Below are 18,507 nucleotides of genomic sequence, written 5' to 3' on the forward strand. Positions count from 1 at the left end.
GCTTATCTCGTCTCTGAAAGAGGGGCGCGGCGATAGCAAAACGCCTGGAAATCGGCGGGGGTGCCGCGTCCACTAATGTCGTGGGCGGCCATTCCTAGAAAATTGCCGGTGAAATAGCCGTGGGCACGACCGCTGCCTTCGTCGGAGAGCAGGCCAGCGTCTAATGCGGGCCCAATCGGCTGCCACTCCTCGCCACCTTGGGCATAGCGAAAGCGCAACTCCCGGGCGTGGATATCCAGCCCAAGCCGAATCGTGGCATCAGGTTCAATGCGGATGCCTTGTTCGGCGATACTCAAGTTGCCGTTCGGCCAATCATCCAGGCAACTGATAATGCTGAGCACCTTGTCGCCTGCATCGTTCAAGGTCACCGCTAAATAATGGAACTTGAAGCGGTTGTAGTAGGCGATCAGCCCGGCAAACTGCTGAATATCCTCGGGTTCAAAGGTGAGTGTCGTTTCGGCACTGCAGTAAATGCTGTCCTGGCGCCGGGCCACTAACGCCTGCTCAAACCAGGAACCGACCGACTCACGGCCAAACAGGCGCAAGTAGCCGGGCCGCTCGGTAAGTGAAAAGAGCCGTTCAGGGTAGGGGGTGCGCAGCCACTGAAACGCAGCGGGCAGCGTGTCTGTTTCAAAATCGTAGTGCTCCTCCTGCGCAGGGGGCTTTTGTGTAACGCCACTCACGGCGACCTTTAACGCCGGGGTATTGCCTCCATTGGCGAGCCGTAGCCAACCATCAGCCCCCCACTCCACCTGCTGAATAGCGGTCTCGCGCCCCAGCGGTGAAAGCCGGGTACCCGGTAAGGGGCGGCCACATAAATGCACCAGGTAGCTATTACCTTCAGAGCTATGGCCTTCAGGGCTATCGACCAAATCCGCATGGCCCGCACGCTGTAGCGGGTTTTCAGGATCATGTCGGCTCGTCAGAAGTGGATTGTTGGGATGTACCTCGTAAGGGCCTGTCAGCGTTTTGGAACGCGCCATGGTCACCGCATGCTGGTAACCCGTGCCGCCCTCGGCCACCAAGAGGTGGTACCAACCATCGCGCCAGTAGAGATGCGAACCTTCTGTAAGCTTCATTTCGGTACCGGCGAAAATATTGGTGATATCGCCCACCAAGCGGCGTTGCTCAGGATCGTACTGTTGCAGCACTATTCCGCCGAAACGATCCCGCCCTTCGTGCTGGCGATAATCCCACTGCAGGTTGATCAACCACTTTCGACCATCGGTATCGTGAAACAGAGAAGGGTCAAAGCCACTTGAATTCAGGTAGACCGGATCGCTCCAGGGCCCCTCGATACGCGGCGCTGTCACCACGTAATTATGTCCATCCTTGAAGTTCCCCTCATAACGCTTCATGTCGGTATAGACCAGCCAGAACAGCCCGTCGGCGTAGCTTAAGCAGGGCGCCCAGATGCCGCATGAGTCTGGATTACCGCGCATATCTAGTTGGCTGGCACGGTTCAAGGGCCTCGTCACCAGTGCCCAGTTAGCCAAATCGCGGGAGTGATGAATCTGAACGCCTGGGTACCACTCAAAGGTCGATGTGGCCAAGTAATAGTCGTCGCCTACCCGACAAATAGAGGGGTCAGGATTAAACCCGGCCAGAATCGGGTTATGAATAACATCGTTCATTATGGATTCTCCTTTATCCCTTAACCGAGCCGCCGGTCAGGCCAGCCACGATGTACTTCTGGGCGGCGAGAAAGAAAATAACCGCCGGTATGATGGTCAAGGTCACGAAGGCTAAAATCATGTTCCACTGGGTCAGGTACTCCCCTTGGAACTGCATCATGCCCAGCGGCCAGGTGTAGATAGAGCGGTCGTTGAGCACCACTAACGGCAGTAGAAAGTTGTTCCAGCTCTGCACAAAGACAAACACGCCCACCGTGGCCAGAATGGGGGTCGAGAGGGGCAGCGTGAACGACCAGAAGAAGCGTAAATAGCTACAACCATCGACGTAGGCCGCTTCAAAAAGCTCTTTGGGCAGTTGGTCGAAGAAAGCCTTAAAGAGCAGGATGGCTAACGACAAACCAAAAGCCGTCTGGGGCAGGATCACCGCCCAGTAGGTATCCAGCAGGCCCAAATCCCGCACCTTGATAAACAGCGGCAGAATGGCCGCCGCAAAGGGAAACATCAGGCCGAGCAGCAGATAGGAGAGGATCATCTTGGCGCCGAAGAAGCGGATCTGCGAAAACACATAAGCCGCTGCGGCCCCCACCACCAGGGTTAAAAACACCGTCATTAACGAGATGAAAAAAGAATTACCCAAATAGCGCCAGAAATTGCCGTCCAGCAGGATGCCGATGTAATTGCCGGCATCCCAACTATCAGGCAGCCACAGCGGATTGGTACGCAGCTCTGAATTCCCCTTGAAGCCACCGAAGAACGCCGCTAACAGGGGGCCGATCACCACGCTCGCTACCACGATCAGAATGATCACGCGCAGGGTGTTACGGGTAGTGATACTTTTCATGCCTTACTCCCCTTGCCGGTGGTGCGTTGGTAGAAGAAAGCAATTCCGATAGCGAGCACAAACAGCACAACCGCAGCGGCGCTACCAAAGCCAATATTGAGCCGTGAGAGACCGAAGCTGTACAGGTAGGTAACGATGGTATGAGTCGAGTTAGAGGGGCCGCCGTTGGTCATCGGGATAATAATGTCGAAAATCTGTAGCGAACCGATAATGGCAAAGAAACCACTCACCACGATGGCATGCTTAATCAGCGGGATTTGTACAAAAAGCGCCACTTGGCGGGGTTTAGCCCCTTCAAGCTTGGCGGCTTCAACCAGATCCTTGGGCACGCCCTGCAGGGCGGCAATGTAGATCATCATATGGAAACCAAAGTACTTCCAAACGATCACGGTCATAATCGCCGGAAACGCCCACTGGTGGTCGGCCAGTACATATACCGACTCCTGGCCCATGGCATGCAACAGCGAACTGGTAATGCCGTAGTCGCCGTCAAAAACAAAGCTCCAGATGAGCCCCGCGGCCACTTCCGCCAAGATGTAGGGCAGGAAAAACACCAGCCTAAACAGAGTATTGGTGGGTGTTTTACGGTACACCAACAGTGCTAACCCCAGTGCCAGGGGCATCTGAATCAGTAGTGATACCAGTATCAGTTTGGCGGTATTCCACAGCGCGGTATGAAACACCGAGTGATCGAGCAGGCGCTGATAATTTTGTGAGCCGACAAAGTCACTGGGCGCACCGTAGCCATTCCAGGAGAAACCGCTGTAATAGACGGCATCCGCTAGTGGCAGAATGACGAACAGCGAAAAAAGGATTAACGCCGGTGGAAGCAGGATTAATAGCGCGGTGAATTTACCGCTCACCAAACCTTTCTTCACCCGGTCAGCATTCCCTCTCCGCGGCACGGCGGTTCGGTCAAGCGTGGTCATGGCAAACTCCGAGCCAGAGCAAGAATAAGCACAAGCAGCATCGCTTGTGCCCTCACAAGAGATGGATCATCTAAATTGCCAGGCCTCTTCGACCCGGGCTGCGGCCTCTGCGGGCGTCACAACGCCTTGCGCCAAATCTCCGCTGATATCATTAATCGTCGCACCGACAGACGTACCCAGCGCTTGATCCAGAAACACCTGATGAAACTCAGACTCATCAAGAATTTCTGCAACGCGGCGGGCATAGGGCGTTTCAAGGGCTTCAGCTGAGCCCTCGGCAACCGGCACAAAGATGCCTGTCGCGGCGGCTTTACGCTGGTTGTCGGCATTGAGCAAAAAACGCAGGAAATCGACCGCTTCATCGGGCGCATCACGGGTGACAGCAAAACCGTTCATCCCGCCAAAACTCTGTGCGTTGCCCTCACCACCTTCGACCTCTGGAAAAGGGACAAACAGCAAGTCATCATCCGGGACACCCTCTCCACTCACTGAGCGCTGTTTGGAAGGAAGATAATCCCAGTCGCCCATCACGTGGAAGGCGGCCTCGCCATCGCCAAACATGCCGCTGGCGCGCTCGTAGGAAGTGGCCATAAAGCCGGGCTGAAAAGGGTCAAGCTCAACCAGCGACTGCAGCATCTCGCCAGCGCGTACAAAGGGCTCGCCTTCAAAGCCGCCGTTTTCACCATTTTTCGCCGCTTCGATGCCCTCGCCACCGGCCAGGCGGGTGACTAAAGAGCCCCAATAGAAATGCAGCGGCCAGCCATCCTGGCCACCGACCACCAGCGGCGTTATGCCCTCTTCCCGCAGCGCCATCACGGCGTTTTCAAAATCCTCCCAGGTCTTGATCGCTTGCGCATCAACTCCCGCCTTTTCTGTCAGGGCAGTGTTCGCCCAGATACCCACCACCGTGGCGTAGAGCGGCGCGCCATAGACACGATCATCCAGGGTGAAGGCGCGTACTGCAGATTCTGGGTAGATATCCTGCCAGCCATCGCGCATCGGCTCGCTCAGGTCGCGGACAAACCCCGCATCCACCTGATCGCGCAACCCCTCACCGCCCCAGGTGTAATAGATATCCGGGCGCTGGCTGGACTGCAGCATAGTGGGCAGGCGCGTTTTGTACGCCTCGTTGGCAAGGTATTCGAACTCGACATTAACGTCGGGGTGCTCCGCCTCATAGGCGGCAACCACTTCCTCGTAGTAGCGTTTTTCAGCGCTACTGCTTTCAATCCTTAGCACCGTCACCGTGGTATCGGCGGCTGCGGTTACTGACCCCAAAGCAGCAACAGCGGCAACAACCAGCGCTAAGTGACGAGGGCGTGAACAGGGCACGTTGTATTTGTTAGATACGTGCATGAAATTCTCCTAATGTTATTTTAAAGCTTGCTGTTGAATCATCCATCAAGCCCAGCCCGCGTCTACCGCCAACTCCTGAGCGGTGATGGCCTGGCTTTCGGCACTGGCTAAAAACAGCACCGCGGGGGCGATATGCTGGGGTTCAAGGCGCATTTTTAGGCACTGGCGTTGTTGAATGGCGACTTCGTCGCCGGGGCTAATCCACTTTTCGAGCTGCCGCTCGGTCATCACCGAGCCGGGCACCAGTGTATTAACGCGAATATTGTGCTCGCCCAGTTCCCGGGCCAGGCTGCGGGTCAAACCGTGCACGGCCGCTTTGGCAGTCACATAAGCGGGCAAACCGCCTAACGCCATCTGCACGCTGACCGAGCCAAAATTAATGATCGAGCCACCGCCCGTTTGCATCATCTGTTTTGCCGCTGCCTGGGCAGCAAAGAACATCGGCCGCAGGTTGAGCGACATACGTTCATCCCAATAAGCAACATCCACATCCTGCCAGGCGTGACGATCATCGCTGGCAGCATTGTTGACCAGGGTATGGATTGGCCCGAGGTGCTGGCCGGTCTCGGCGATAACCTGCTGTAGGCTGGCCACATCGCGAATGTCGCAGTGGTGGTAGTGCGGTGCCTCGCCGGTCTCGGCGCGGAGCTCTTCGACCAGCGCTTCGCTGGCCTCATCGTTAATATCGACGAACACCACCCGCGCGCCCTGAAGGTGAAAGGCTCGGGTAAGCGAGGCGCCAATGCCGCTGCCGCCGCCGGTAATAAAGACCACACGCTGTTCAAGGCTTGTATAGCGCGCTGAGTGCTGATTCATATTGTTTCCCACCTTTCTCTTTTAGGCGTGCTTTAACCGCGTTTTAAATATCCACCCACTGCCCACCGGCAGCGGACGAGGCCAGCGCGCGGGTAATAAACGTAAGACCATCGACACCGTCGGCGACTCCCGGGGTTTGCAACGCCAGCGCCTCAGCGCGCTCACCCCGTTGATGGGCGTGAATTTGCACAGCGAAATCGCGATAGAGCTGGGCAAAGGCTTCGAGATAGCCTTCCGGATGCCCCGGTGGAATGCGTGCAGCCGCCATGGCAGCTTCGCCCAGGCCAGGGCCGTTGCGGGTCAATATCCGTGGCGGCTCTCCCAGTGGCGAATGCACTAGCTGATTGGGCGTTTCCTGGCGCCAGGCAAGGCCACCCTTGCTGCCATAAACGCGGAGCTGCAGACCGTTTTCGTTGCCCGGCGCGACTTGGCTAGACCACAGCATGCCCCGCGCGCCGCCCTTGAAGCGCAGCAGCATATGTACGTTGTCATCCAACGCTCGCCCTTCGACAAAGGTGTGCATATCGGTGGCGAGTGACTCCAGTTGCAGGCCGGTCACATAGCGCGCTAGGTGGTAGGCGTGAGTGCCGATATCACCCAAACAACCTGCCGGGCCGCTGCGTTTGGGATCGGTGCGCCACTCAGCTTGCTTGACGCCGCTCTCTTCCAGGCGGGTGGAGAGCCAATCTTGCGGGTACTCCACCTGGACGACGCGAAGGTCACCCAGCTCACCCTTGGCGACCATTTCACGCGCCTGGCGTACCAGCGAGTAGCCGGAGTAGTTATGGGTTAAACCGAAGAACAGCCCCGTCCGTTCCACCAGCTCGGCGAGGGTTTGCGCCTCGTCCAGGGTGATCGTCATCGGCTTGTCGCAGATGACGTGAAAACCCGCTTCTAAAAAGGTGCGCGCTACGTCGAAGTGAACATGGTTGGGGGTCACAATGGCGACCACATCGATGCCATCCGGCCGCTGCTGCTCCGCTTCGGCCATGGTCTGGTAGTCGGGGTAAGCGCGTTCGGCGTCAACGTGCAGCTCCGCGGCGGCGGCCCGGCTGCGATCAGGGTCAGAGGCAAAGGCCCCGGCAACCAGTTCGAAATGGTCATCCAACCGCGCGGCGATGCGGTGCACCCCGCCGATAAACGCTCCTTGGCCACCGCCGACCATGCCCAGGCGCAGCCGACGCGGCGTGTCGTGTTGATTGCTCATGTCGTATTGCCCTCCCCTTTGGTTAATTAAGACCCAAAATGCGGCGATTGGCGGCCTCGTCGGAGCCGCCGTCAGCGAAGTCATCAAACGCCCGCTCGGTGACCTCAATAATGTGGTCGCGAATAAAGGCTGCGCCTTCACGGGCGCCGACTTCCGGATGCTTCAAGCAGCACTCCCACTCCAGCACCGCCCAGCCGTGATAGTCGTTGGCCGCCATCCAGGAAAAGATCGACTTGAAGTCGATTTGGCCATCGCCCAGGGAGCGAAAGCGCCCCGCGCGCTCTGTCCATGACTGATAGCCGGAATAAACGCCCTGCTTGGGGCTGGGGTTAAACTCGGCGTCCTTAACGTGAAACATCTGAATATGGTCGCGATACACGTCCAGAAAGCCGCGGTAGTCGAGCTGCTGCAGGATCAGGTGGCTGGGATCGTAAAGGATGTGGCAGCGGGGGTGGTTACCGACCCGCTCAAGGAACATCTCAAAGGTGATACCGTCGTGCAGGTCTTCGCCGGGATGAATCTCGTAGCAGAGGTTCACGCCCGCTTCATCAAATGCATCCAGAATCGGCCGCCAGCGATTCGCCAACTCGTCGAACGCCGTCTCGACCAAACCCGCCGGACGCTGGGGCCAGGGATAGATGAACGGCCACGCCAGCGACCCGGAAAAGGTGCCGTGGTCGGTGAGGCCGAGATTTTGCGATGCCTTGGCGGCCAGCTTTAGTTGATCAACCGCCCAGGCCTGGCGCGCCTTGGGATTTCCGCGCACTTCGGGCACCGCGAAGCCGTCGAACATCTCGTCATAAACGGGATGCACGGCGACCAACTGGCCCTGAAGATGGGTGGAGAGTTCGGTGAGCGCCAAGCCGTGTTCGGCCAGTGTGCCTTTGATCTCATCGCAGTAGGTGCGGCTCTCGGCAGCACGTTTGAGATCGATCATGCGTGCATCCCAGCTGGGAATCTGCACGCCCTGATACCCAAGCCCCGCCGCCCAAGCAGCAATGCTGTCGAGGCTATTAAAGGGGGCTTCATCACCGGCGAACTGGGCGAGAAAGAGCGCTGGCCCTTTGATTGTTTTCATAGGACTCTCTCAATATCGTTTGGATTAAGTGCTTGGGTAGGCGCGGGAAGGAGTGGTGCTTTTACCCGCGCCTATTAATCACTACGCAATCAATACGCGGTCAGAACGGCGAATCGGGGAAGTAGTACTGCTCGGCATTCTCCTGGGTAATCAGCGGCGAGCCTAGAATGTACTCACCCAACACCGGGCCATTGGAGACAAAGTGCTGTACGGTCAGGTCCATGGCGGTGGCGATCATGGCAGGTGGATACAACACGTCCACTGGCACCAGCTCATCACCATCCATCACCCGTTTAATAATGTCCTTCATGCCCGCCCCGCCGACGATAAACAGCTCGTTTTCACGATCCGCTTGGCGCACTGCTTCAATTACCCCTAGCGCGATATCGTCATCCTGGGCCCAGACGGCGTCGATATTGTCGAAGCGCGATAGGTAGTCCTGCATCACTTCAAAGCCATCATCACGGTTCCAGTTGGCATGCTGCATATCGAGGATGTTGACCTCGGAGCCTTCGATCGCTTCCTGGAAGCCCTGCACCCGCTCATCGTCGATCACCGTGGGAATACCGCGCAGCACCACAATGTCGCCCTGATCATCAAGGCGTTCGCGGATGTACTCACCGGAAACGCGGCCTAGTTCATGGTTATTCCCCGCTACATAGAGATCCTGGATCCCCTCTTCCGTCAGGCCTCGATCTACCACGGTGACGAACACCCCGGACTCTTTAACCCGGCGCACCGGATCGGTCAGTGGCCCAGACTCAAACGGCAGCACCACCAGCGCGTCGATGTTGCGCAGCGACACCAAGTCTTCTAGATCATTGGCCTGCTCGCCGGCCGTGCCTGCTGTGGAGATGGTGATCTCAATGTCAGGATAGAGCGCCTCAAGGCGTTTTTTGGCCTCTTCGGCATGGTAGTTAACGCCCCCCGTCCAACCATGGGTGGCGGCGGGAATGGAGACACCGATGGTGTACTCCTGGGCAACCGCGGCGCCGGAGAGCCCTATTGCTGAAGTGAGTGCTGCAGTAGTGACGCAGGCCTTCACTGCTGTCTTGATGGTTCGCATAGTGATGCTCCTTTCGTGTTTGTAATTGTTTTGCTGTTTTTACTTGCTGTGTTGCGAGCTGCTAAGGGTTGATGTTGCGAACGTTTTCCTGGTTTTTACATTCGTTTCAGTGCCTTAAGGCGCTGCTTTTCTCCACGAGGCACGCTGCAGGTAGACCGCCACAATGATGATGATCCCCTGCACCGTCCCGTTGAGATAGTTAGAAATGGCATCGGTCAAGTTGAGAATATTGCCAATCATGGTGAGCATGATGGCGCCCACCACCGTGCCCCAGATACGCCCATGCCCGCCCTTGAGCATGGTGCCGCCGATGATCACCGCGGCAATCGCCTCCAGCTCCCAGAGTACCCCGGTGGCACCCGATGCAGAGCCCAGCCGGGGCACATAGATAATTGTCGCCAAGGCCACGCACACACCCTGCAGCATGTAGGTCATGGTTTTGATGCGATCGACGTGAATAGCGCTGTATTCGGCCACTTTTTCATTGGAGCCGATGGCAAAGCAGTAGCGCCCGAAGCGGGTGTAGTTGAGCAGGATGTAGCCAACAATGGCGACAAATAGAAACACCCAGACCGGAATGGTGATGCCCAGGAAGCTGCCGTAATACATCGGCCGATAGATATCACGCACTGCCCAGTCCAGGGTGAGGGTGCCGCCATCGGCGAGGTACGTGACCAGTGAGCGGTAAATCCCCATGGTGCCGAGGGTGACAATAAACGCCTCAATTTTGCCTTTGGTAGTCACCATGCCGTTGATAAAGCCAGCGCACAGCCCCAGCAGCAGCGAGGCACCCACGCCGAACAGCACGGTGGTCAGCCCGGCGCCAAACTGCTCGACGAGGCTGTTCATCAAAATAATCATCACCCCGGCAATAAAGGCCGCCATCGCCCCTACCGAAAGATCCAACCCGCCGGCGGTAATCACGAAGGTGGCGCCGATGGCAATAATGCCGATAAAGGCACTGCGGGTGAGCATGTTCGAGAGATTATCCAGCCCCAAAAAAGCCGGATTAATCAGCACACCCAGTAGCGCCAGAACCACCAGTGCTACAAAGGGCCCCCAGGTTTTCAGGTCTATGGCGAAGCCTTTTTGCTTGATCATTTGGTTAGCTGCTTTATTAGTCGTTTTGTTATTAGCCATGACGCTGCTCATCGACCTCTGCTCCCTTAATGCCGGATGCGTACTGCATGATTTCGTGTTCGTTTATTTGCTCGCCTTCAAGCACCCCGGTAAGTACCCCGGCGCACATTACCGCCACCCGGTGGGAAAGGCCGATCAGCTCGCCCATTTCTGAAGAGATCAATATCACCGAGCAGCCCGCCTCGGTTAATTCATGGATAAAGTGATAGATCTGGTGCTTGGTTCCTACATCGATGCCCCGGGTCGGTTCGTTGATAATCACGACTTCAGGGGCAATGGACATCACCTTGGCGAGCAGCAGCTTCTGCTGGTTACCGCCGGAGAGTTCGGCAGCGGTACGCGCCGCCGTGCGCAGGCGGATATCAAAGCGCTGGATGGCCTGCTGGAAGGCTTGCTCCTCGCGGCGGCGGTCGATCAAGGGGTGACAGTGAGCGCGCAAATTGAGCAGCGTAACGTTGGAACGCAAATCCATATTGAGCACCAGGCCTTTGCCTTTTCGATCCTCAGTCAAATAGGCAATCCGCTGATGCACCGCATCACGCAGGTGGCGCAACACCACCGGCTGGCCGTTGCGCAGCACTTGGCCTGCACTTTTGCCGCGTAGGCCCAGCACCGCTTCGATCAGCGCAGTGCGTCCGGCGCCCACGATGCCACCAAACCCCAACACTTCCCCCTGGCGCAGGGTAAAGCTGGCCTGTTTAACGGCCCCGGGCACCACCATATCCCGCGCTTCCAGCACCACCGGCGCATCGGAGGGGAGATGCGTACGCGGTGGGTACATTTCAGTGATCTCACGCCCCACCATCAGCCGTGCCAACTCCTCCTTGCTGCGTCCAGTCATGGAGCCGCTATCGACCAAATGTCCGTCGCGCAATACCGTCACGCGGTCGGCAATCTGCTCAATTTCACGCAGCTTGTGGGAGATATACAGAATCGCCACACCACGCTGGCGCAAACGGTCGATGAGTGCGAACAGCACCGATACTTCGTTTTCCGTCAGTGTGGCGGTGGGCTCGTCCATAATCAGCACGCGCACATCCCGGGTGATCGCCTTGGCAATTTCCACCATCTGCTGATCAGAGGTGCTGAGGTCTTTTACTCGAGCGCGTGGATCAACGTCGGTTTCGAGTTCCAACAGTGCCGTCCGGCTGCGTTCCCGCATGGCTCGTCGATCCAGAAACACTCCACGGCGCAGTTCGCGGCCCAAGAAGATGTTCTCCTCTACGCTGAGCTGTTCCGCCAGTGCCAACTCCTGGTGAATCATCACCACGCCGTCGGCCTCTGCCTCACCGCTGGAGCGATAGTGCCGTTGGCTGCCGTCCACCAGGACCTCACCGGAGGTGGGGCGAAGGTAACCGGCCAGGATTTTTACCAAGGTCGATTTACCGGCGCCGTTCTCACCCAGCAAGGCGTGCACTTCGCCCGCCTGCAGGTCGAGATCAACGTCGAATAACACTTGGTTTTCGCCAAACGAGCGGCAGAGTTTGCGCGCTGATAACAGCATGAGGCCACCTGATGAAGTCTGTTGTTATTGTGTTGGGGGCTTATCAACATCGATTGATTTAGGTTGATGCTTGATTTACTTTAGGTGCTAAAATAAATATTTGCATATGCAACTTAGGTCGTATTTTGACAATTGCGCTCACACCCCACGATGAGAGCGCTCAGCAATGTGCAGCACTGCTTTTTTTCAACACGAACTATAACGGCGACCCTATGGCCCTTCCGTCGACTGATACTAGCCGCCTCGACAACACCCTGGCGGTGATACGCACTCTGCGTGACCAAGGATCGGTGGCACGCATCGACCTAGGCGCACTCAATGGCATTAGCTCTGCCACCGTCACCTCGATCAGCGCCGAACTACTCCAGCAGGGGTTGATCACGGAACGGCCACCCGAAACACCCCGCCCCACCGGGCGTGGCCGACCAAAAACCTTGATTGAACTCGACCCTAATGCCGCCTGCGTGGTGTGCATCAAGCTATCGATCAATGAGATCCAGTTGGTAGTGGGGGATTTTTCGGGCCAGGTACGCCATAGCGAGCACCACGCGGTGCCCACCCTGACGCTGAGCGCCGACGACCTGGAAGCGCTGCTGGAAGAGAAGATCAGCACTGTTTGCACGCAACAGCTAAAGGGATTTCAACGCTTGGCGGGGATCTGTTTGGCAGTGCAGGGGGTAGTCTCGTCGCAAAGCGGTACGATTATCTGGTCCCCTGCTTTAAGCTTTCGTAACGCACCGATATCGACGCGATTAGCGGAGCGTTTTCACTGCAGCGTACTGCTGGAAAACGATGCCAACTGCATCGCCAGCGTTCTAGCGGCACAGCCCGCCTATGCAGACTGCCCAAACTTGGTGGTCATTATGCTGGGCTACGGTATCGGTATGTCGGTATTGATTAACGGCGTGCCCTTTCTAGGTGCCAATGGCTCAGCGGCGGAGTTTGGGCACAGCAAATACCAACCCGATGGCGCCCTGTGCGCCTGCGGGCGACGGGGCTGCATTGAAGCTTACACTAGCGATTATGCGCTCTATCGCGCCGCCGCCGATCATTTAGCGCTTCCCTCCGGCGACAGCGCACACCCCTCAGAGCAGCAGATGCAGGCGCTGACACAGTTGGCATTAAAAGGCGACCCGACAGCCCAGCGTATTTACGCCGAGGCTGGGCGGGCGTTGGGGTTCGGCATTGCCAATGTGATGGCGCTCTTTAACCCCGATCTAGTGCTGATTACCGGCTCCGGCGTGCGCGGCTTTGACGCCATGCAAGCCGCCATGCACACCGCCATTGACGATGCCCTGGTGGCCGAACTGATGGGCACCACCCGCATCGAACACTGCGCCTGGGATCGCGACATGACCTGCATGGGAGGCATCACCATGGCGCTAAACGCTACCGATGCCCAGACGCTGTTAGATAGCCAAACCGCCCGCGAAGCTTAGCCAGATTGGGGTGGATTGCGATCCGCTAGCGCCGGGAAAGCGATCAATGCGAGTGCCGCGGCACATCAGAACCCCGACAGCCGACCAGGAAGTCGAAGTCGCAGCCTTCGTCCGCCTGGAGCACCCGCTCGATATACAGCTGGCGGTAGCCGCCCTGGCTGGCAATCAGCGTTGAGGCGGCAGTGGGGTCACTTTCGGCCAGGCGCGAGGCCAGTTCTTCATCGCTGAGTTCCAGATGCAGCCGGCCGCTTGCGCAGTCGAGCTCGATCCAGTCACCGTTGCGTACTGCTGCCAGCGGGCCACCGGCAGCGGCTTCGGGCGCTACGTGCAGTACCACGGTGCCGTAGGCGGTGCCGCTCATGCGGGCGTCGGAGATGCGCACCATGTCGGTAATGCCCTGGGCGAGGATCTTGGGCGGCAGGCCCATATTGCCCACCTCCGCCATGCCGTGATAACCCCGCGGGCCGCAGTGCTTCATGACTAGTATGTCATTGGCTTCCACGTCCAAGTCCGGGTCGTTGATGCGCGCCTTGTAGTCGTCGAAGTCCTCGAACACCACCGCACGACCTCGGTGCTGCATCAGCTCGGCCGTGGCTGCTGAGGGCTTGAGCACCGCACCGTTGGGGGCCAGGTTGCCGCGCACCACGCAGATGCCGCCGTCCGCAGTGAGCGGATTATCCAGCGGGCGAATCACTTCGTCGTTGTACAGCGGGGCATCCTGGACGTTCTCCCACAGGGTTTTGCCGTTGACGGTCAAGGCGTCCTTGAAGGGCAGCCGGTTGGCCTCGCCCAGGCGTCTAAGCACCGCGGGCAGGCCACCGGCGTAGTAGAACTCCTCCATCAAGAACCGCCCCGAGGGCTGTAGATCGACCACCGTGGGCGTGCCGCGCCCCACTCGGCTCCAGTCGTCCAGGGTCAGATCCACACCAATCCGTCCGGCAATCGCCTTGAGGTGAATCACCGCATTGGTGGAGCCGCCAATGGCGGCGTTGGTACGGATGGCGTTGTCGAAAGCTTCCTTGGTAAGGATCTTGGAGAGCCGCAGGTCTTCGTTGACCATCTCGACAATCCGGTTACCCGAAAGGTGTGCCAGCACGTAGCGGCGAGAGTCTACCGCAGGGATCGCCGCATTGTGGGGTAGCGAGGTGCCCAGGGATTCCGCCATGCAGGCCATGGTGGAGGCGGTGCCCATGGTGTTGCAGGTGCCCGCAGAACGGGACATGCCCGCTTCGGCGGCCATAAAGTCGTGGAGTGAAATCTCACCCGCCTTGACCTGCTCGGAGAGCTTCCAGACCACGGTGCCGGAGCCAATATCCTTACCTTTGTGCTTGCCGTTGAGCATTGGCCCGCCGGTGACCACGATGGTGGGAATGTCGCAGCTTGCCGCACCCATCAGTAGCGCCGGGGTGGTTTTGTCGCAGCCCACCAGCAGCACCACCGCATCGATGGGATTACCGCGAATCGCTTCCTCCACGTCCATGCTGGCCAGGTTGCGGGTAAACATCGCGGTGGGGCGCAGGTTGGATTCGCCGTTGGAGAACACCGGGAACTCCACCGGGTAGCCCCCCGCCTCCAGCACGCCCTGCTTCACGTGCTCCGCCAACTTACGAAAGTGCGCATTGCAAGGAGTGAGCTCCGACCAGGTGTTGCAGATACCGATGATCGGTTTGCCCTGAAACTCATGGTCAGGAATGCCCTGATTCTTCATCCAACTGCGGTACATAAAGCCGTTTTTATCGGCGGTGCCGAACCACTGGGCAGAGCGTAATGGGCGCTGACGATCAGACATAACAAAGCCTCCGTACAAACCGGAAAAAAAGTGACCAACTAATAAAGGGGTAACGGCTTAAGCGTCAGGCCCGCTGACGACGGGTCTGTTTCCAGCGGTCAAACATCACCGCCAGCAGCAGAATCGCGCCACGCACCAGGTACTGGTAAAAGGTGGGGACGTTGAGCAGCCCCATGGCGTTCTGGACACAACCCATGATCAGTACACCGACCACCACACCGGTAATGGTGGCAACGCCGCCGGATAGCGCCACACCGCCCAGCACACAGGCGGAAATCACCGCCAGTTCCAGGCCCATGGAGGTATTGGGGTCGCCCAGCCCCATGCGTGAAGCTAGCAGTACACCGACGACACCCGCCACTACGCCCTGGAGGCCGAAAACAATAATCTTGAGGCGGCGAACATTAACCCCGGCAAGCGCGGCGGCTTCCGAGTTTCCCCCGGTGGCCAGCACATTGCGCCCGAAAGCGGTCATGTTGAGCACCACACCAAAGATCACGAAACAGGCCAGCATGGTCCAGACCGGCAGGGTTAGGCCGAGGAACGAGGCACTGCCCAGGTCAAAGAAACCCGGCACGGTGATCATTACCGCGTCGCCGCCGGAGGTGATATAGGCCAGCCCGCGTACAAACTCCATTGCTGCCAGGGTGGCAATCAGCGAGTTAATACCGAACTTGGCAATTACCAGGCCGTTAAAAGCGCCCACCGCGCCCCCAGCGACAATGCCACCGATCACGCCGATAAACACGCTACCGGTACTGGAAGTCACCACCGCTGCGACCACCCCCGCAAAGGCCACCGTAGAGGCCACCGAGAGATCCACCTCACCCAGTGCCAGCACCAGCATCATGGTGGTGGCCAAACTGCCGATCAGGGTGATCGAGAGCAGTAGCCCAACCATGTTGCGGCCGGTCAGAAAGTCCGGGATGAGTACCGCCAGGGCCACAAACAGCAGCAAGAAAATTGCAATCAGCCCTGAGGTATCCAGCAGCGTGCGCAGTGGCTTGATCAGCCCCTGCCGGCCCGCCGGGCGGGCAGGCGCAGTCTCGCCTTGGGTTGCATTATTAGTTGTCATGGTTGTTGTCCTGAACTTGTTCTCTTAAGAACGAATATCTTGAAAACCTTAAAAAAAGCTGACACTTAGGCAGGTAGCGCCAAGCCCAGCAGGCGTTCCGGCGTAGCCGATTCCCGCGGCACTATGTCCACCAGTTCACCGTCGCGCATCACCGCGATGCGGTCACAGATGGAGCTGACTTCTGCCAGGTCACTGGAAATCACCACCACGCTTTTGCCCTGTTCGGCCAAATCGTAAAGTAGCGAGTAAATATCCCGCCGTGCGCCGACGTCGATGCCTCGGGTCGGCTCGTCCATCACAAACAGATCAATCTCCTCGGCAAGCCAGCGGGCTAGAATCACCTTCTGCTGGTTGCCGCCGGAAAGTTTGCCGATCGGCGTACGTGGCCCCGGTGTCTTGACACTGAGTTGCTGGATATACGACTCGGCATTGCGCCGCTCACGGCCGGGGTGGCGAAACATGCCCCAGCGTTTGAAAAAGCGCCGGCAGCTGATATTGAGGTTGTCAGCCACGCTGGCCACCGGGAAAATACCCTGGGATTTACGATCCTCTGGACACATGGCAATACCGGCGCGTATCGCCTCGCCAGGGCTTTTAAAACGTCGCGATTCACCGTTGAACTGTACGCTGCCGGCCTTGGGCGATTCGACCCCGCAGATCAGCCTCAGCAGTTCGCTGCGCCCCGCGCCCACCAGACCAAACAGCCCGAAGACTTCCCCGCGTTTGACGGAGAAACTCACCGGCGCCTTGAGGCCGCGCCCGTGGATTCCTTCCACGTTCAAGACCACATCGCCCTGTGTGCGCGGGCGGTAGCCGTAAACATCGTCGATATCCCGGCCGACCATTTCACTCACTAACAGGTCGTGATTGAGTGCCGACATATCCTCATGGGTGCGGATATGCTGGCCATCGCGGAAGATGGTGACCGCATCGCACATCTCAAACACCTCCTCCATGCGATGCGTCACGTAGAGCACCACCCGCCCTTCATCACGCAGTCGTTGGACGATACGTTTTAGCTGGCGAATCTCCTGAATAGAGAGACTACTGGTGGGCTCATCGAACGCGATAACCTTGGCGTCTCGCAGCAGCGCACGGCCAATCTCGATCATCTGCTGCTGGCCGATGGAGAGCTCGCGCACCTTGGCCGAGGGGTGAATCTCCCCCTCGCCAAGATCAGCCAGAATCGCCAGGGCTTTTTGTTTTAACTCGCGGCGGTTAACAAACCCCTGCCGTGTGGGCAGTTGGCCCAGCAGCAGATTCTCGGCCACCGACATATTGGGCGAGAGCGTCAACTCCTGGTAGATAATCGCGATGCCTTCCCGCAGCGCCTCCCGGGCGTTGCTGAATACGTGGCGCTGACCATCGATCCATAGTGCCCCTTCGGCCACCCGGTTAACGCCGCTTAGCACCTTGAGCAAGGTGGATTTACCTGCGCCGTTCTCGCCCATTAAGGCATGCACTTGACCGGCGTGGGCGGAGAAACTCACCCCATCCAGCGCGCGCACGCCGGGGAAAACGACACTAATCGCGTCGAACCGTAGATAAGCATCAGACATGCTTCAATACTCCCGCAGAGACTTACCGTTACAGACCAAGTGCGGCGCGCACTTCCTGCCAGTTTTCCCGCGTCATTAGCGTGCCGGAGGTTTCGGTATTGGCCGGTGGCTCTTGATCCTCGCTAATCCAGCGGTAGAGATCTTCAGCAGTCTGACGGCCGTGCATGGTGGAGCTCACCGCTACCGTACCGTGAAAGCCAGTGGGGTTATCCCGGGAAAACTCGGCAAAGGCGGCGCCGGAGCCATTGATACCCACGCCGATCACATCTTCCGGCGCTAAGCCATATTGCTCGGTCGCCCTAACACCGCCGAGCACGCTCTCTTCGTTAAGGGCATAGATCACCCAGTGCTCATAATCGCCACGCTGGGAAAGCACCGGCGAGGCAGCAGAGAAAGCCCCACTGGTATCGGTGCTCTGCTGAGGCGCGTCGAAAATATTATCTTCTGGGAATCCCGCGGCTATCAGCGCCTCGGTGGCGCCGTCGGTACGCTCAACGGCGGTCGGCAGTTCGTTGTTGGTGATCCGCAGCGCGGCTACCTCTTCGGGGTTCCAGCCGCGCGCTTCCATTTCGGCGTTAATGGCTTCGCCCACCTGACGCCCAATTTTGGTGCCCGACATACCCAGGTGCGGCACGCCCTCCATGGGCTCACCGCTTGAGTTAACAAACTGGTCATCCACAGTGACTACTTTCATGCCGTACTGGTTAGCACGGTTCATAATCGCTGGCCCCAAGCGTACGTCTGGCGGGCAGATTACGAACCCTTCAGCGCCTTGGGAGTAGAGGTTATCAATAGCGCTAAGCACCTCTTGGCCATCTTCGCCGCCAAGGCGTACCACTTCGAAGCCGAGCTCTTCGCCTACTTCAGTAGCCGCCTCCTGTTCGTTAATGAACCACGCCTGCTCCGGCTTTTTAACGATAAAGCCAATCTTCACCTCGTCTTCCTGGGCCTGTACTGACCCTAGTGAGGCCAGCATAATCGCGCTACCAAGTGCTAAACGGGTAAATGTTGTCGTCAATTTCATTGTTGTACTCCTGCTATTTTGAGAGTTGTTTTTATTGATATTTTTGATTA

General features: G+C 58.2%; 15 protein-coding genes. 1 reads left to right on the forward strand and 14 read right to left on the reverse strand.

The window, feature by feature from the left end:
- Positions 1–2 precede the first annotated feature (2 nt).
- The 10 genes from ACW17M_RS16665 to ACW17M_RS16710 all read right to left on the reverse strand — a co-directional run bounded on the left by ACW17M_RS16665 (position 3) and on the right by ACW17M_RS16710 (position 11,571).
- Complete coding sequence (locus tag ACW17M_RS16665) at positions 3–1,634, reverse strand: glycoside hydrolase family 43 protein (protein WP_141440656.1); 1,632 nt, start codon at positions 1,632–1,634, stop codon at positions 3–5.
- Positions 1,635–1,647: 13 nt separating this feature from the next.
- A complete protein-coding gene (locus ACW17M_RS16670) occupies positions 1,648–2,475 on the reverse strand; it encodes a carbohydrate ABC transporter permease (RefSeq protein WP_008959441.1) in 828 nt (275 codons plus the stop codon).
- Positions 2,472–3,404: a carbohydrate ABC transporter permease gene (locus ACW17M_RS16675; protein WP_009287517.1), complete on the reverse strand. Its 933-nt coding sequence runs from the start codon at positions 3,402–3,404 to the stop codon at positions 2,472–2,474. The genes ACW17M_RS16670 and ACW17M_RS16675 overlap by 4 nt, the downstream gene beginning before the upstream one ends.
- A 66-nt stretch (positions 3,405–3,470) precedes the next feature.
- Complete coding sequence (locus ACW17M_RS16680) at positions 3,471–4,760, reverse strand: ABC transporter substrate-binding protein (RefSeq protein ID WP_457547801.1); 1,290 nt, start codon at positions 4,758–4,760, stop codon at positions 3,471–3,473.
- Between the two features lie 45 nt (positions 4,761–4,805).
- The gene (locus ACW17M_RS16685) at positions 4,806–5,576 is read right to left on the reverse strand and encodes an SDR family NAD(P)-dependent oxidoreductase (RefSeq protein ID WP_022521945.1); all 771 of its coding nucleotides are present in this window, start codon (positions 5,574–5,576) and stop codon (positions 4,806–4,808) included.
- Between the two features lie 43 nt (positions 5,577–5,619).
- Positions 5,620–6,783 carry a Gfo/Idh/MocA family protein gene (locus ACW17M_RS16690; protein WP_457547802.1) on the reverse strand — a complete coding sequence of 388 codons (1,164 nt, stop codon included), beginning with the start codon at positions 6,781–6,783 and terminating at the stop codon, positions 5,620–5,622.
- A gap of 22 nt (positions 6,784–6,805) precedes the next feature.
- Positions 6,806–7,861, reverse strand: a complete 1,056-nt coding sequence (locus ACW17M_RS16695) for a sugar phosphate isomerase/epimerase family protein (protein WP_027956952.1) — start codon at positions 7,859–7,861, stop codon at positions 6,806–6,808.
- A gap of 100 nt (positions 7,862–7,961) precedes the next feature.
- Entirely contained in the window at positions 7,962–8,927 is a 966-nt protein-coding gene (locus ACW17M_RS16700; protein ID WP_041159273.1) for an ABC transporter substrate-binding protein, read from the reverse strand.
- A 114-nt stretch (positions 8,928–9,041) separates the two neighbouring features.
- Complete coding sequence (locus ACW17M_RS16705) at positions 9,042–10,067, reverse strand: ABC transporter permease (protein WP_223828102.1); 1,026 nt, start codon at positions 10,065–10,067, stop codon at positions 9,042–9,044.
- Entirely contained in the window at positions 10,060–11,571 is a 1,512-nt protein-coding gene (locus tag ACW17M_RS16710) for a sugar ABC transporter ATP-binding protein (RefSeq protein WP_190374614.1), read from the reverse strand. Before ACW17M_RS16710 ends, ACW17M_RS16705 begins: the two co-directional genes overlap by 8 nt.
- Positions 11,572–11,783: 212 nt before the next feature.
- Between ACW17M_RS16710 and ACW17M_RS16715 the strand changes: the two genes are divergently transcribed.
- A complete protein-coding gene (locus ACW17M_RS16715) occupies positions 11,784–13,010 on the forward strand; it encodes an ROK family transcriptional regulator (RefSeq protein ID WP_233974359.1) in 1,227 nt (408 codons plus the stop codon).
- A gap of 43 nt (positions 13,011–13,053) precedes the next feature.
- On the opposite strand, the gene ACW17M_RS16720 is transcribed toward ACW17M_RS16715, so the two are convergent.
- From ACW17M_RS16720 to ACW17M_RS16735, 4 genes are all read right to left on the reverse strand, one after another.
- The gene (locus ACW17M_RS16720; RefSeq protein ID WP_141440647.1) at positions 13,054–14,799 is read right to left on the reverse strand and encodes an IlvD/Edd family dehydratase; all 1,746 of its coding nucleotides are present in this window, start codon (positions 14,797–14,799) and stop codon (positions 13,054–13,056) included.
- Between the two features lie 64 nt (positions 14,800–14,863).
- Positions 14,864–15,874 (reverse strand): L-arabinose ABC transporter permease AraH, encoded by a 1,011-nt coding sequence (araH, locus tag ACW17M_RS16725; RefSeq protein WP_009287512.1) that lies wholly within the window; start codon positions 15,872–15,874, stop codon positions 14,864–14,866.
- 65 nt (positions 15,875–15,939) lie between these two features.
- Positions 15,940–17,433, reverse strand: coding sequence for an L-arabinose ABC transporter ATP-binding protein AraG (araG, locus tag ACW17M_RS16730; RefSeq protein WP_457547803.1), 1,494 nt, complete (start codon positions 17,431–17,433; stop codon positions 15,940–15,942).
- Positions 17,434–17,461: 28 nt separating this feature from the next.
- Positions 17,462–18,457, reverse strand: a complete 996-nt coding sequence (locus tag ACW17M_RS16735; protein ID WP_022521932.1) for an arabinose ABC transporter substrate-binding protein — start codon at positions 18,455–18,457, stop codon at positions 17,462–17,464.
- Positions 18,458–18,507: the final 50 nt, after the last annotated feature.

Source organism: Vreelandella sp. 2A-K22, from assembly GCF_054065485.1.